Consider the following 14,519-nt stretch of genomic DNA (forward strand, 5'->3'; position numbering starts at 1 on the left):
GAGCGGCTGTTCACAGGGTATGAATCACCATCCGTGTCTACGTTTCGCCCAGGGCCATAGAGCAAATCCAGAAGACATCTGAAGTCGGGCCGTTCGCTAACGACGGTCACTGTGTACATAGGTTCTCCGTATTGTCCGCTTTGGGTCGATTTTTGCCTGTCGGAACGGGATTAATCGGCCAAACCTGGCGGTGGTAGGTGGTCGAAAATGGCAAATCCAGGCAGGCGCCCTGTAGTGAGAACTTAATGCACGGATAGAACGGACTATTTCGACAGAAATTGTGAGGTGTCGTCCGCTACGTAGTAGAGAATGTACCCGGAATACACTAGAGAACCGGCAGCAACTTCCGCTTTGAAGCACTCTGTGAGTGCATCCTCATCAGCAAAACCGTATTCCGACAACTTGTCACCTGCGAAACTAGCAAGTCGCCACGCGTCGAAGCCACCGATCTCACCATGAGCCCCAAAGTCAAAGTCTACTGTACCTGTGGGGAGACTAACCGCGCAGCCATAGCCGTGCTTGAAGTAACGAACTCCGCCTTCTAACTCTCCGCGCTGAGGAATGTCAGTGCCCACCCAATCCATATTGGTCAAGGGCCGCGGAATACCAGACCGATGCATCATGTCCACAGCGGTGCCAACACTTGCTTGGTAGTCGCTGATCAAAATGGCGAGTTGTTTATTCATAAAGTCTCACGTTATAAGCAGCACTGAGTCCAGAGACCGCAGAGAGTAGCAGTCGACGCAACTGATGGGCAGCTCTTGGCCGAAAGCTGCCACTCATTAAATGCGGCTTACGATCAACAATGGAGTCTCTGCTTCAGTGATTCACACCTAAACGCCGTATAGAAGTTCGCGCCTCACCTGGAGAGCAATTGCTGCGAAGCCCTTTCCAGTGCCGCGCTTTCGGGACGCGTAGTCCTGATTAGCAGAAACATCCTCCCATTGACTCACCGATTCCACGTACCTATGAGTGCTATCGGTATCAATTTCAAACTCTATGAACCGCTCTGCGTGAGTGAGCAAAAGACCATAAAGGCGTGGCATTCCGGGAAAGTCAACTTCAAGGCCGAGTACGACGGTTTCTGACCATCTAACGCCTTTCGACTCGCCATAGTTTTTTAAGGCGAGAGGGCCCCCTCTGGCCAGCCAAGCTTTGGCGGTTACAATGAGTGTGTGGGCCACAAGAGCATTTTGCTCTTGCACGTTCAGTTGCCTTTTTTTTAATAGACAGTCAATGTCCACTTCAATCTCCACTAAAGTAGCCGCTTCCAGGATGGCGATCTGTTAAACACGCAACGACTCAGTCGATTCACATCTCCACGCTGTTACCCGATCCTGCGGGGAGTAGCGAGGTTCCGATGTGGTTACCGAACGACGACTTTCGACCCAAAGCTGACGGTGGCGACAGACAAAAATCGGCCAGAAGCGGACATCGGCAAGCGACCGCTGTCGGCCACAAGCTGACGGTGGCTACAGACAGAAATCGACCCACACCTGCCTTCTAGATCAGTTGGGATCTTTGTTAGAGCGGGCTTACCCGTAAAGGAGGCTGCTTGAGCAACGCACATACTCTTCGAGCAATGTCATCTGCGCTATCGGGAATGTCCACTGAAATGCCTAAATAGTGTTCAAGGTGCAGGGTAAGCGTGTGTTCATCCACCAACAGATCCCAATAGCGTTGGTCCGGGCCATCAAGCCTCTCTTTCCAGCAACCGCCCAGCCCTTGCTCAATAACCCGGGCCAAGTCCTCGAAAAGCTTCCAGTCGGCTTCCTCTGATACTTCAATCCTCACTATGTGTCACCTCACCACCAACAGTCCTCCGATTGTGGTGGCTCCTACGAATGGTCGCAATGGGTCGACACCTAACGGTGCAGGATGACCGCTTTTGGCCGAAAGCAACCGCTTAACGACGGCGACACGTTGCCCCGGCCTGCAAATAGCAAAACAGCCTGCAAAAACTTACGTCGATGGCGCGGTTGTCCATCAGTCTTTAACTGACCCTGCAAAAACCGCACAATTGCCGGCTTTTTCTCGACAGGGAGTTCCCATGCAACGGATTGTAATTCTTGGCAATGCCGGTAGCGGCAAATCTACCCTTGCCCGTGCCTTGGGCAGGCGTCTCGGTCTGCCGGTGGTGCATCTGGATACCCTGTTTTGGGAACCCGGCTGGATCGAGCCAGACGCCGAGCAGTTTCGCGCACGCGTCAGAGAAGCGATATCAGCGGATGCCTGGATCTGTGAAGGCAACTATGCCCGTCGCACATTCGACCTGCGCCTGCCTCGTGCCGATCTGATCATTTGGCTCGATACGCCGCGGCTCACCTGCTTCACTCGGGTGATCCTGCGCAGCGTATTGAATCGACCTCGTGCAGACCTTGCTGCAGGTTGTACAGAGAAGCTTGATCGGGCGTACCTGACATTCCTGAACTTCGTATGGAATTTCGATCGTGGCTATCGCCCTGGTATCGAGGCGGTGCGTCAGGCCATTGGCCCGCAGATCCCGACGGTGCACTTGCGATGCAAGCGCCAGATTGGCGCATTTCTGGATAGCTTGCCCGCATCACCTGAAGTCTGCCTGATGTGACAGCGGTTGCACCGCCAGGTGTGGTGTTTCGCCGAAGAACTCGATCAGCAGTTCAGTGAGCACACGAATCGGCCTTTCTGGGCGTATTCGAGAACTTCGACGGGTTCAACGCTGAAAAAGCGCTGGAAGAGGCGAGCAAGAAGGCCTGATTAGCGGGCAGTGGATGAAGGTGTCGCTCGCGAAAGCGGGCGCCACCTTTATTTTTTTCCTGCTGCAAACGACTGCTTTTGTGCCGGCCCTGCTGGGGCCATGGCGTGCCCTTAATCGACGAACATTTCCGACGATTCCGTAGCCAGATTGCGTCATGACCCTGTCAGATACCAACATATGGATACTGGACAGTCGTATCGCTGACTCATGAATCAGGAAGAGGCTTCACCAAAACCAATACGGCAGAAACTTCGGCGTGGGTTCGATCATGAGTTCCAAGTGGTAGGTGATTGGGTTGAAGAAAAACATATCCAGTATCAGAAATGCCGCTACCCCAAACGAAAGCGTCAAGAACTCGCGATAGGGATGTGCGACGAAGTACTCCTGTTTAACATGATAGAAGCTCAACAACGCGGACAGCCCCAGGCCTGCGCCGAGGTAGTTGGGCTGTAACGGGACATTGGCGAAGTTGTTGTAGACCAGCACCGCCACCAGCATCCCCAACCCCAGCATGGGCAACTTCAGGCAGAAATTCAGCAGGCCGTTTCTGGCGCGTACGAAGACGGCTTCCTTGCTGACGAAGAGGTAGGCGGCCAGCAGCGAAATGGCCGGGGTGATTGCCAGGATGTAGCGCGCTTTCTTGGAACTGGGAACAGTGAACAGCACCAGCAGCACCAACAGCCACCCGCTCAGATAGAGCAGCAGGTCGATGTCTTTATCGCGGGTTGGGCGAAAGAACAGTTTGTACTTCCTGAGAATCACGTTGATGGCGTAAAACACCGTGATGCCGTAGGTCAACAGGCCGGCGGAGAAGTAGAAGTAATAGCGTGGCGCGTGGTCGGAACCGAAGCGTCCGATGCCTTGCATGTTCAGCACTTCCTCGAGAAACGCTTGCCCCCCTTGCAAGTAGGCCGCCCATGCCAGCAACACAACCCCCACCGCCAGAATCACGCCCGAGAGCAATGAAAACAGCAGCAACAGGCGCCACTGCCGGCTCAGCAAGTAATAAGCGCCAATGACACTCGCAGGTCCGATCAAGCCAATAGGCCCACGAAACGCGAATCCCAGAGCCAGACCGAGGTACAGAAACACCAGGCGCCGCGGGTCCTTTTTCATTTCCGCCGAATAGGCAAAATAGAAGCACATCACCGTTAACAACGCCGGATAGATATCCAGTGCCAGCGAGTTGACGCCGTCAAGAAAGGCCCAGGTCAGCAGGCTGAAAAGAACGCCGTACGCACCCCATTTCTTGCTGTGCAGCGCCCCCAGCCGATAAATGAATACCAACATCAGCGACGCGGCCACGCAGGACGGAAAACCCATGGAAAGAACGGACACCCGGCCGAACGGCAAGGAAACCAGATAGACCAACAACGTATTGAGGACCGTGTAGTCGGGATAAGGCTTGAGGTCGTCGGCAATCGGGAACAGCGTGACACCGTGCAGCAACATGTACTCGGCAAAATCGACAAAGCGTGTTGTGTAGTTGAGGACAGCGGGTTTGTACTGCAATGCCATGAACACGGCCAGTGTCATGAAAAAAATGCTCAGGCAGGGATTTCTCGTAATCAGTCCCGTCAACATTCCAGCCCGCGAAGTGCGCTCTACAACCAGCGAGGCATCATATCGATCCATCGTTAACCCTTTAGTGAAGTTGTTCTTTTGACTGCCATCCTGACAGTCCGGTGACGCCTGCATTGAACTTGTGTGTGGCGCGAGATTAACTTCGAGCCTAGCCCGCAACGAGGACTATTCAAGCATGACGGCCCTAAACACACCCTGAACAGAACCGATTAAAGTCAACAGGAAAGCCGCATTAACGAAGCGTGTCGAAACGGGCTTTGTGCATTTCAATGATTGAATATTGACAGTGATGTAAGGCCGGCTAAATGACGCGCCCTTTCTTGGGTGACGAGTGATCGGCCGGCTCGGTCCTGACGCTTTTCAACAACTGTGCAAACGCGGTCTTGTCGATCGGCCGACTCATGAAGTAGCCCTGCACCTCGTTGCATTGATCCTTGCCGAGAATCTCCAGTTGTTCCTCAGTCTCGACACCTTCGGCGGTCACGGTCAGGCCCATGGCTTTGCCCAGACCAATGATCGCCTGCACCACCGCGCGATCATTGGCGCCGTTGCTGATCGAGGCGATGAAACGCTTGTCGATCTTGATCCCGTCGAACGGGTAGGCGCGCAGGTAACCGAGGGACGAGTAGCCGGTACCGAAGTCGTCCATGTTCAGGCGCACGCCCAGTTGCTTGAGCGCATTCATCGTCGCCAGCGCACCGTCGGTGTCGACCAGCATGACGTTTTCGGTGATTTCCAGCTCCAGGCGACTGGCCGGGAAACGCGTCTGCACCAGCACTTCGCGCACGTCTTCGACGACATCGCTGAGGGTGAACTGCGCCGGCGACAGATTGACTGACAACAGGATGTCCGCCGGCCAGGTGAGGGCGGTTTCACAGGCTTCGCGCAGTACCCAGCGTCCCAGCGGCACGATCAGGTCGGTCTGCTCCGCAAGGCTGATGAACACGTCCGGCCCGAGCAGGCCCTTGGTCGGATGCTGCCAGCGCACCAGGGCTTCGACCGAAACGATGTGCTTGCCGTCGACCGTATAGCGCGGCTGGTAGTGCAGGACGAATTCGTCATTATTCAGCGCACCGCGCAAATCACTTTCCATCTGCCGGCGTGTCTGGATCTGGTCGCTCATGTGCGCTTCGAAATAGCACCAGGTGTTCTTGCCCTCGGACTTGGCCTGATACAGCGCGATGTCCGCGCAACGGATCAACTCGCTTGGCACGAAGCCCTGACGGCGGCTCAGGGCGATGCCGATGCTGGCGCCGACGTGCAGCGGGTGATGTTCGAAGACCATCGGCTGATGCAGGCTCTCGACCAGCCGGGTACAAAAGCGGTCGACCTCTTGCCGAGTGTCCATACCATTGAGCACCACGACGAATTCGTCACCGCCCAGGCGGGCGACGATGTCGAGCTCACGGGTGCATTCGCGCAGGCGACTGGCGACTTCCTGCAACACGGCATCGCCCGCCGGGTGGCCGAGGGAGTCGTTGATCGGCTTGAAGTTGTCCAGATCGATCACCAGCAGCGACAGCGCTGGCGCATGTTCCTTGAGCTGCAGCGCATCATCCAGATAACGCGCCAACTGGTTGCGATTGGGCAGGCCGGTAAGGGCGTCATGCATCGACAGGTGCTGGATCTGCGCATGGGCGGCGACTTCGTCGGTGATGTCACTGGCGGTGCCGCGATAGCCGCTCACGGCGTGCTTGTCGAGGATCGGGCGTGCCGACAACCGGCAATGACGTTGCTGCCCGGCGTGATCGCGATAGGTGCAACGCAGGTCGCTGGCATTGCTGTCTTCGGTAAGTTTCTTCAGCCACAGCTCCAGCGGTGTGGTATCGCATGACACCAATTGCCCGATGCTTTGGCCGATCCACTGGGTTTGCGGGTAACCGGTCACTTCACTGAAGCGCGCCGAGAGGTAGGTCAGGCGCAGTTGATTGTCGACTTCCCAGATCCAGTCCGACGCCGCTTCGGCGACCGCGCGAAAGCGTTCTTCACTGGCTTCCAGCGCATGGTTGGCCGCTTCCAGTGCCTGGTTCGAGGCCTGCAAGGTGCTGAAGCTATGGTCGACGTAAGTGGACGAGCGCAAGGCGTAGCGCAGGAAATACGCAGTCAACAGCATCAGCACCACCAGCACCGCGCCGAGTGATGGTAGCAATGACCACAACAATTGCTGGCCGGGGCGTTCCAGATCCGCCGTCAAGCTGTAACCGGTGCTGTCCAGCGGCACGCGCGGTTGCGTCTTGGCGAGTTGATCATCCTGGGTCAGCATCAGGTTGTTCAGGCCATAGGCCGTGCCGAGTGCCTGCAGTTTGCTGGGCGTGAGCTTGTCGACGAACACCAGTACCGAAGTTTGTTTGGGATCGCCCACCGGACGCTCATCGTTAGGCAGGATAGCCGCCGCCGTGACCAGTGCCGGCCAGCCGTCGAACAGCGAATAGGTGCTGATGGGCACGGTCAGATCAGCCTGGCTCTGCACCTGATCCACCAGCGCGGCGGCGGTGACCTTGAGCCAACGCGAGAGGTCGCCGTTTTCTTGCTCGCCTTGCACCACAGCGTATTTGGTGCGTTGCCGATCCAGCACGAACACGCCGTCATAACCGTCAGTGGTGAACAGCGTCTTGCCGATGTTCTGCTGGGTAAAGGCCCAGTCGGTGTCGACTTGGGCGTGCAGGTGTTCGTAGGCCGTGGTCCAGTCGGCGTAGCTGGTGATATAGCTTTTCGACGCGCTGATGCGATTTTCCAACGCACGAGCGGTATAGAACCGCGTCTCCTCGACATCCTCGCGATCCAGTCGAGTAGCGATGCTGAGCAAGGTGCCGATAGTAGCAATCACCCCAACGACAAACAGCGCGCCGACCGCGAAGGCCAGACGGCGAGTGATTGCACTTTGCTGAGGTGGAACCGGCGTTGCAGGAGCGAAAACATCCATATGCTCGTCCTTGAATCTGTAGCTGAATCATCTGGAACAGCGGCCCACGTGCAATGTTCAATGTGTTTGCCGGGCTTGCACCGAGGCGGATTTCTCAAGCGTAGTGAATGCGCGGGGATTTTGCCTTGAGACTGCGGCGGGCGTGCGATGGCCGGGAGCGTTCCGCCGGGTTCAGTGTGAGCAACTGCACATAGTTGAGTTGAGAGTCTTGCGTACTGTCTGTCATCTTCAATTTTCACGCTGAGAGCAAGGCCATGCCTGGTGTCTTAGTCGCCCATTCGCAGTATTACGACAATGGAGTTATAAACGTGGATCAAAATAAAGACGGCCTGAAATCGGCAAATCCTGTCGCCGGATTGCCCGGAGCTGTTTTCGAAAAAGCCTGGGAGTTGCGGTGGGCATTGAAGCTCACCTATGTATGTCTTTTTCTAGACTCGCTTTGCGCCTTTGCACTGCATCAGAATCTGATGGGTTTTTCCGGCAATATGGCGATGTTGTGGGAGCGTCTTGGCACCGTTTTTGTGGGCGTTACATCGTTTTGCCTGATCGTTTCGCTAGTGATCCCGGCGATCGCCAGATTCGTATGTATCGCGGGCATTTATCTGCCCTGGCAATGGTTCGAAGGACATGTGCAATACGACATTCATCATGGATACGTGACACATAGCGCGTTGCGCGAACACAGTATCAGGCAGGAAGATGAATTTGCCTGGAAGCGTTGGGAGGCCGCCGATGCCATGAGAGACGAGGCACGAACTAAACGGTACCAGGCTGGAGAGTTGATATTCGGCTTAGGCGTGTCCGCGGTTTTCAATGCTTGGGTGGGTATAAGCAACGATGTCGAGACCTTGATGCTCACGCTGAACGCCATCATTGGTTTTAGCGGCTGGTTCCTCGTGAGTACAGTCATGGTCACAGGGCTGTACTGGGCCTGGTGGGCCTCGGAGGGCGTTGCGCAGATTTACCACCCAACGCTCTGCGAAGAGCTTCGCGCAAAGGAACCGCCGCTGTTCAGAGCAAAAGCGAAGCATCTGGATGATCGAGGTCACGATGATAAAAACGATCACTGACGTTGAGTTTGATTGAACGGTAAGGAGAGCCACGTAGTAATGACGTGGCTTTTTCCTTTCCAGGCTCTCAGGCACCTTTCCTGAGCAACTGCCCCAGCGCCTCCAGCTCACCTTTCTCCACATCCGACACCAATACGAAGTGCATGTGTCCGGCCTGCCACGACACCACGTTGAAGCCGCGCACGCTCTGGCTTTGCACGGCTTTATCAGCCTCGCTCGTAGGCAAGATGAACACGTTGATGATGTGCTTGGCATGCCCGTAGCTCAGGGCGGCGGTGGTCTGGTGTTGCAGGTAATCCAGACGCCCGCCGAGCAGAGGGAAGCCTTGCGCCGTGTAGTCGAACACCGGAGGCGAGAAGTCGAGTTTGCCGGTGAACCAGGGCTTGACGGTGTGGCGATCGGACGACACCACATCGTTCAGATGCTCGCCCATCAACGAACGAACGTGACTGGAAACGGCCTCGTCGATCAGTGGTTGCTCGCTGCCGGGAGTGGCGATATACAGCACCATCGCCAGGGCCAGCGCTGCGGCGGAAAAGGCCGGGGCCAGCCATTTTTGCCAGCGCTGGATGAATCCCGGCGCAGGATTGTCTGCGGCGAACACGCTGGCCGCCAATGAGGCGGGGGCGGGGTAGTAGGGCGCATGGCGCTTCACGCTGAGCTTGAGCAACTTCGCTTGATCATGCAGCCGCGCGCACTCGGCGCAGGCGCTCAAGTGCGCTGCCACCTGCGCAGCTGTCGCCGGGTCCAGTTCCTGATCCAGATAGCCGTGCAGCTGTGTCTGGCAAACCGTGCAGTCGAGTTCATTCATGGTCGTGCAACTTCAGTAATTCGAGCTTGAGCATCGCCCGCGCCCGGGCCAGCCTGGACATGACGGTACCGATGGGAATATCGACCACCAGGGCGATGTCCTTGTAGGGCAGGTCTTCGAGTTCCTTGAGCACAATCACCTCGCGAAACACCGGCGGCAGGGCGCACAGCGCTTGTTGCAACAGCGCGGCGTTTTCAGTGTGAATCGCCAGCAGCTCCGGGGTCTGACTGTGGCTCAATGCGCCGTCATCAAAGGCCATGTCGTCATCGAGGGCGACCCAATGGCGCCCGGCCGACGCCTTGAGCCAGGTGTAGCTTTCGTTGCGCACAATGGTCAGAAACCACGCCTTGGCATTGCCATCGGCGAAACGCTGCAAAAACCGGAAGGCGCGCAGGGCGCTTTCCTGCACGACGTCGCGCGCGGCGCTGTCGTTGCCGGTCAGCCAGCGCGCAAGGTTGTAGGCCGCGTCCAGATGCGGCGCAATCAGTTCCTCAAATCGCTTCATGGTGGGTTCCGCACTGTCACACCCCTATAACCGTGCTGCACCGGTTTTTATTCCCGAAAAACAATTTGTTTTACGACGTGGAATAAACCCTCGCGTCGCAAGGTTTACCTCGTGTCAGCTACCTCACTGTAGTCCGCCCGCGAGGACATACCGATGGACATTCAAGCAAAACACCCATTGCGCACCGACGGCTTGCTCAACCCGGACCGGCGCACCCTGCTCAAATGCTCGGCGTGGGCCGGGGCCGGGGTCATCTGGGCCTTGAGCGGTGGGGTTCCCAAAGCCTTCGCGCTGGACGATGCGGGTAACGTCAGCGATCCCAAAGCACTGGCGAGCACCTTTCACTTCGTGCAGATCAGCGACTCGCACATCGGCTTCAACAAGGAAGCCAATCCGGAACCGGTGAAGACCCTGCAAGTGGCGATCGACAAGGTCATCGCGCTACCCAAACGTCCCGCACTGATTCTGCACACCGGCGACATCACCCACCTGTCCAAGCCTGAGGAATTCGACACCGCCGCGCAGTTGCTCAAGGGCCTGCCATCCACCGTGCATTACGTGCCCGGTGAACACGACACCCTCGACGAGGGCGGCGGCAAGCTTTACCTGGAGCGCTACGGCAAAGGCACCAAAGGCAACGGCTGGTACAGCTTCGATGATCACGGCGTGCACTTCATTGGGCTGATCAACGTCTTCAACTTCCAGGCCGGTCACGAAGCCACCCTCGGCGCCGATCAACTGGCCTGGCTGGCCGATGATTTGCGCGCGGTCAGCAGCAGCACCCCCATTGTCGTGTTCACCCACATCCCGCTGTGGACCATTTATCAGCCGTGGGGCTGGGGCACCGAGGACGGCGATCAGGCGATTGCGATGCTGCGCAAGTACGGTTCGGTGACGGTGCTGAACGGGCACATCCATCAGGTGATCCAGAAAGTCGAAGGCAATATCACCTTCCACACCGCCCGTGGCACCGCCTATCCGCAGCCGGCACCGGGTGCCGCACCGTCGCCGGGGCCGATGACGGTAGCGGCCGATCAACTGCGCAATTACCTGGGGATCACCGACGTGCGTGCGACCCAGGGCGATCACCCGCTGGCACTGATTGACTCAACACTGGTTTAACCGAGGACACGCAAATGAAAAGGCAACTGTTGGCGCTGATGGGCCTGCTGCTGACGATGCCGGTGTGGGCGACGGAAGTGAAGATCGACATCAAGGAATTCATGTTCGGCCCCAAGGACCTGACCGTGGCCGTCGGCACCAAGGTGACGTGGGTCAATGACGATCAGATTCCGCATACGGTGGCGGAAACCCACAAGGTGTTTCGCTCAGGAGCGCTGGATACCAATGACAGCTTTTCCTGGGTGTTCGATACACCGGGGGAGTTTGAGTATTTTTGTGTGTTGCATCCGCAGATGATCGGCAAGGTGGTGGTGACGCAGTGAATGCGATTCGCTGAAAAATTCGCTGAAAAACGTACCGGAAGGGTTCTGCTGACCTGAGTGTTACTCAGCTACCAATCTGCACCTTTCCGGGGCTCGCAATGAGCTATTGGGTAGCACGTCTCAAGTTCCGCGCAGCAGGAGCTGATCGCCGTTTTCCGCTTAAATCATTCAAATCAAGCGCTTGGCACGGTGCGGAGAAATCTGGCATGCATCGTGCTTTTTTGTATCCGTGGATAATTGGATACAAAAAGACAAAAGGTGCTGCCATGCAATTCGCTCCCGCCTATGACCAGCGTCAACCGATGACCGCCGAGGAGGAGGCCTACAACTTTCTGTTGGAAGGCATCTGCGGCGGTCGTTATCGCAAGGGTGACCGGTTGATTGCCGAGGACATTGCCAGTGAAATCGGCATGAGCCGCATGCCGGTGCGCGAAGCCTTTCGCCGCCTCGATGCGCAGGGCCTGGTGACGCTGCGGCCCAACCGCGGCGCGGTGGTCAGCGGTCTGGATGTCGAGCAAATGCATGAAGTCTTCGAGATGCGCAGCGCCCTGGAAGGACTGGCGATTCGTATTGCCGTGCCAAAGATCAGCGAGCGTCAGTTGACGGCGCTGGAGCGGCTTCTCGATGAAATGGATGACTACCGCGAGGAGAGTGCGGCGTGGGTCAGTCGCCATCGCAAGTTCCATGAGTACCTGTGCAGCCTCAGCGATCGCCCACGGCTGCTGAAGCAGATCAGCGCCCTCTACGCGCTGATCGAAGCGCCCATGCGCTTGTGGCTGCAGCACATCGAAAAGCCCCTGAGTGCGCGCCAGGAACACCAGATGATCCTTGATGCGATTCGCGCCGGCGACGCCCACAAGGCCGAGGCCGTGGTGCGTGAACACATCGAAGGCACGGTGCCCGAGCTGATCAAGTTTCTGCAATCGGAAAAATAACCACAGAGCGGAACCCGAATCCGCCGATGTTTTGACTTTGAGTACTGCCCCGTTACTAACCGAACTGGAGTGTCTGGTCATGCATACGTCTCGCCTGTTACTGGCTGCAATTTCCCTCGGGCTCTGTTCGCAGTGGGCGCTTGCCGCACCGACGGTGCCGGAGCGTCTGCTCAAGGTCGACAAACTCACCTATTGCTCGGGCATGGATTCGCCGCCACTGGTGTCCTTCGATGAAGCGCAGAAGCCCAAAGGGCTGACCGTCGACCTGGGACTGGAAATCGCCAAACGTCTGGGCGACAAGAAAGTTGATTGGCGGGTGATTCCGTTTTCCGGATTGCTCCCGGCGTTGCTCGCCAAACAGTGCGACATGATCGTCGATCAGTTGTTCGACAAGCCCGAGCGCCGTGAGGTGATCGACATCGTCAACTACATGTATTCCAGTCAGGCGGTGGTGGTGCCCAAGGGCAATCCGAAGGCGCTGAAAACCCTCGCGGATCTGAGCGGACACAAGATCGCGGTGCTCAACGGTTCGACCATCAAGACCTTGCTCGACACCGAAAATGAAAGCCTGACCAAGGCCGGCAAGCCGCCGATGAAACTGGTGGTCTACAACACCGACACCGATGCCTTTCAGGCGCTACGCATCAGTCAGGTCGACGCTTACGGCACCACGGTGGAAACTGCCGGTTATTACGCCGCGATGGCTCCGGACCTGTTCGAGGAAGGGGTACCAGCCTTCAGCCGGATCCTGACCGGTCTGGGCATTCGCAAGGACGATCCGCAACTGAGCGCTGCGGTGCAGCAGATCATCACCGACATGCGCAGCGATGGCAGCTATAACCAGCTCTTGAACAAGTGGCACGTCTCCAGCGACACACTCGATTGAGGTAAGCGTTGATGAACTTCAATTGGGATGTGTTCTGGCAGTACCTGTTGCAGCCCAGCGGCGTGTACCTCACCGGGCTCTGGCTGACCTGCCTGATCAGTGTGTTGGCGATGTTGCTGGGCTGTGTATTGGGGCTGGCCGCCGCATTGTTGCGCTTATCGAAGAACCCTCTGCTGCATCTGCCGGTGCGCTTTTATGTGTGGCTGATGCGCGGCACGCCGTTGCTGGTGCAAATCGTCTTTCTCTACACGGCGCTGGCGGCGGGCGGGATTTTTCGCTTCGAAGACATTGAGCTGTTCGGGCTGGTGATCCCCGGCAATATCCAGGCGGCGATCATTGCTCTGGGCCTCAACGAAGGCGCGTACATGGCCGAGATCATCCGCGCCGGGATCGGCGCCGTGGACAAGGGCCAGTACGAGGCCGGGCGCTCGCTGGGCATGACCTTCGCCAAATTGATGCGCCGTATCGTCCTGCCGCAGGCGTTTCGGGTGATCGTGCCGCCGCTGGGCAACGAATTCAACGTGATGCTGAAAAACACCACGCTGGTCAGCGTGATCGGCGTGCAGGAGCTGTTGCTCAGCACGCAGATGGTCACCTCGGCGACTTTTCGGGTGTTCGAGTTGTACCTGGTGGTGGCGATTTATTTCCTGTTGCTCACCACGCTGTGGGGCTTCTTTCAGCGCTGGCTGGAGAACCGTTTCGGCCAGTCCGACAGACCTTCTTCGCCGCCGCCGGCCTCCAGCCGGATGTTCGGGCGCAACACGCTGAAACTGCTGAGGGGACGCTAATCATGGCGCATCAAAGTGACGAGCTGATCATCGAGGCGCTGAACATTCACAAGTCCTTCGGTGATCTGCAGATTCTCAAGGGCATCTCGCTGCAAGTGCGCCGTGGCGAAGTGGTGGTGCTGATTGGCGCCTCAGGTTCGGGCAAGACCACGTTTATTCGCTGCATCAACCTGCTCGAAGACATTCAGGCTGGGGAAATCCGCGTCAGCGGCCGGCCCATGGGCTATCGCACGCGGGCTGACGGCAGTCTGGTGCGCGACTCTGAACGCAACATCGCTCGCCAGCGCCGGGACATCGGCATGGTGTTCCAGCGCTTCAACCTGTTCCCGCACATGACCGCCCTGGAAAACATTATCGAAGCACCGATTCAGGTGTTGGGTGTGCCGCGCCAGGCTGCGCTGGATCAGGCGCACGCACTGCTCAAGCGAGTCGGTCTGGCAGACAAGGCCAGTCATTACCCGTCGATGCTTTCCGGCGGTCAGCAGCAACGCGTCGCCATTGCCCGAGCGCTGGCGATGAAGCCTCAGGCGATGCTGTTCGACGAACCCACCAGCGCCCTCGACCCGGAAACTGTCGGCGAGGTTCTGCAAGTGATGAAGGAGTTGGCCGAAGAGGGCATGACCATGGTCGTGGTCACCCATGAAATGGGTTTCGCCCGCGAGGTGGCCGACCGGGTGGTGGTGCTCGATCAGGGTGAACTGATCGAACAAGGCCCGCCGGAACAGATTTTCAGTCGCCCCACCCATCCCCGTACCCAAGCCTTTCTCAGCCGCGTGCTGTGAACTTCACAAGGATTTCGACGATGCGTTTATCGAGCTTGTTCGCGGCGCCGCAG

The 14,519-nt window shown here is 57.6% G+C and carries 14 protein-coding genes; 8 read left to right on the top strand and 6 right to left on the bottom strand.

What is annotated here, in order from left to right; translation table 11 throughout:
- Positions 1-263: 263 nt before the first annotated feature.
- Complete coding sequence (locus JFU48_RS22140) at positions 264-686, bottom strand: DUF6896 domain-containing protein (protein WP_201137664.1); 423 nt, start codon at positions 684-686, stop codon at positions 264-266.
- 838 nt (positions 687-1,524) lie between these two features.
- Positions 1,525-1,794 (bottom strand): hypothetical protein, encoded by a 270-nt coding sequence (locus JFU48_RS22145; protein WP_342216043.1) that lies wholly within the window; start codon positions 1,792-1,794, stop codon positions 1,525-1,527.
- A gap of 256 nt (positions 1,795-2,050) precedes the next feature.
- Between JFU48_RS22145 and JFU48_RS22150 the strand changes: the two genes are divergently transcribed.
- On the top strand, positions 2,051-2,587 hold the full coding sequence (locus JFU48_RS22150) for an AAA family ATPase (protein ID WP_201138513.1): 537 nt from the start codon (positions 2,051-2,053) through the stop codon (positions 2,585-2,587).
- A 375-nt stretch (positions 2,588-2,962) separates the two neighbouring features.
- Here JFU48_RS22150 and JFU48_RS22155 read toward each other — a convergent pair whose 3' ends face one another.
- A complete protein-coding gene (locus JFU48_RS22155) occupies positions 2,963-4,273 on the bottom strand; it encodes a glycosyltransferase family 39 protein (RefSeq protein ID WP_201138514.1) in 1,311 nt (436 codons plus the stop codon).
- A gap of 349 nt (positions 4,274-4,622) precedes the next feature.
- Positions 4,623-7,244: a bifunctional diguanylate cyclase/phosphodiesterase gene (locus JFU48_RS22160; protein ID WP_201137665.1), complete on the bottom strand. Its 2,622-nt coding sequence runs from the start codon at positions 7,242-7,244 to the stop codon at positions 4,623-4,625.
- Positions 7,245-7,552: 308 nt separating this feature from the next.
- Here JFU48_RS22160 and JFU48_RS22165 point away from each other — a divergent pair, with 308 nt between their 5' ends.
- Complete coding sequence (locus JFU48_RS22165) at positions 7,553-8,314, top strand: hypothetical protein (RefSeq protein WP_201137666.1); 762 nt, start codon at positions 7,553-7,555, stop codon at positions 8,312-8,314.
- A 67-nt stretch (positions 8,315-8,381) separates the two neighbouring features.
- Here the strand turns inward: JFU48_RS22165 and JFU48_RS22170 are convergent, their stop codons facing one another.
- Positions 8,382-9,125 carry an anti-sigma factor family protein gene (locus JFU48_RS22170; protein WP_201137667.1) on the bottom strand — a complete coding sequence of 248 codons (744 nt, stop codon included), beginning with the start codon at positions 9,123-9,125 and terminating at the stop codon, positions 8,382-8,384.
- Positions 9,118-9,630 (bottom strand): sigma-70 family RNA polymerase sigma factor, encoded by a 513-nt coding sequence (locus tag JFU48_RS22175; protein WP_003224916.1) that lies wholly within the window; start codon positions 9,628-9,630, stop codon positions 9,118-9,120. The genes JFU48_RS22170 and JFU48_RS22175 overlap by 8 nt, the downstream gene beginning before the upstream one ends.
- A 153-nt stretch (positions 9,631-9,783) precedes the next feature.
- Here JFU48_RS22175 and JFU48_RS22180 point away from each other — a divergent pair, with 153 nt between their 5' ends.
- From JFU48_RS22180 to JFU48_RS22205, 6 genes are all read left to right on the top strand, one after another.
- A complete protein-coding gene (locus JFU48_RS22180; RefSeq protein WP_201137668.1) occupies positions 9,784-10,752 on the top strand; it encodes a metallophosphoesterase family protein in 969 nt (322 codons plus the stop codon).
- 14 nt (positions 10,753-10,766) lie between these two features.
- Positions 10,767-11,075: a plastocyanin/azurin family copper-binding protein gene (locus JFU48_RS22185; protein WP_201137669.1), complete on the top strand. Its 309-nt coding sequence runs from the start codon at positions 10,767-10,769 to the stop codon at positions 11,073-11,075.
- Positions 11,076-11,341: 266 nt separating this feature from the next.
- Positions 11,342-12,010, top strand: a complete 669-nt coding sequence (locus tag JFU48_RS22190; protein ID WP_103483426.1) for a GntR family transcriptional regulator — start codon at positions 11,342-11,344, stop codon at positions 12,008-12,010.
- Positions 12,011-12,089: 79 nt separating this feature from the next.
- Positions 12,090-12,896, top strand: coding sequence for an ABC transporter substrate-binding protein (locus JFU48_RS22195; protein ID WP_201137670.1), 807 nt, complete (start codon positions 12,090-12,092; stop codon positions 12,894-12,896).
- 11 nt (positions 12,897-12,907) lie between these two features.
- Entirely contained in the window at positions 12,908-13,684 is a 777-nt protein-coding gene (locus JFU48_RS22200) for an amino acid ABC transporter permease (protein WP_003224911.1), read from the top strand.
- 2 nt (positions 13,685-13,686) lie between these two features.
- On the top strand, positions 13,687-14,466 hold the full coding sequence (locus JFU48_RS22205) for an amino acid ABC transporter ATP-binding protein (RefSeq protein WP_201137671.1): 780 nt from the start codon (positions 13,687-13,689) through the stop codon (positions 14,464-14,466).
- Positions 14,467-14,519: the final 53 nt, after the last annotated feature.

The organism is Pseudomonas sp. TH49, assembly GCF_016650625.1.
Lineage (GTDB): Bacteria > Pseudomonadota > Gammaproteobacteria > Pseudomonadales > Pseudomonadaceae > Aquipseudomonas > Aquipseudomonas fluorescens_H.

Bases quoted from the DNA above. Each gene is read 5' to 3' on its own strand.
- JFU48_RS22160 (WP_201137665.1), bottom strand. From the start codon at position 7,244: ATGGATGTTTTCGCTCCTGCAACGCCGGTTCCACCTCAGCAAAGTGCA.
- JFU48_RS22190 (WP_103483426.1), top strand. From the start codon at position 11,342: ATGCAATTCGCTCCCGCCTATGACCAGCGTCAACCGATGACCGCCGAG.
- JFU48_RS22205 (WP_201137671.1), top strand. From the start codon at position 13,687: ATGGCGCATCAAAGTGACGAGCTGATCATCGAGGCGCTGAACATTCAC.
- JFU48_RS22155 (WP_201138514.1), bottom strand. From the start codon at position 4,273: ATGACACTGGCCGTGTTCATGGCATTGCAGTACAAACCCGCTGTCCTC.
- JFU48_RS22185 (WP_201137669.1), top strand. From the start codon at position 10,767: ATGAAAAGGCAACTGTTGGCGCTGATGGGCCTGCTGCTGACGATGCCG.
- JFU48_RS22200 (WP_003224911.1), top strand. From the start codon at position 12,908: ATGAACTTCAATTGGGATGTGTTCTGGCAGTACCTGTTGCAGCCCAGC.
- JFU48_RS22150 (WP_201138513.1), top strand. From the start codon at position 2,051: ATGCAACGGATTGTAATTCTTGGCAATGCCGGTAGCGGCAAATCTACC.
- JFU48_RS22175 (WP_003224916.1), bottom strand. From the start codon at position 9,630: ATGAAGCGATTTGAGGAACTGATTGCGCCGCATCTGGACGCGGCCTAC.
- JFU48_RS22180 (WP_201137668.1), top strand. From the start codon at position 9,784: ATGGACATTCAAGCAAAACACCCATTGCGCACCGACGGCTTGCTCAAC.
- JFU48_RS22170 (WP_201137667.1), bottom strand. From the start codon at position 9,125: ATGAATGAACTCGACTGCACGGTTTGCCAGACACAGCTGCACGGCTAT.
- JFU48_RS22140 (WP_201137664.1), bottom strand. From the start codon at position 686: ATGAATAAACAACTCGCCATTTTGATCAGCGACTACCAAGCAAGTGTT.
- JFU48_RS22195 (WP_201137670.1), top strand. From the start codon at position 12,090: ATGCATACGTCTCGCCTGTTACTGGCTGCAATTTCCCTCGGGCTCTGT.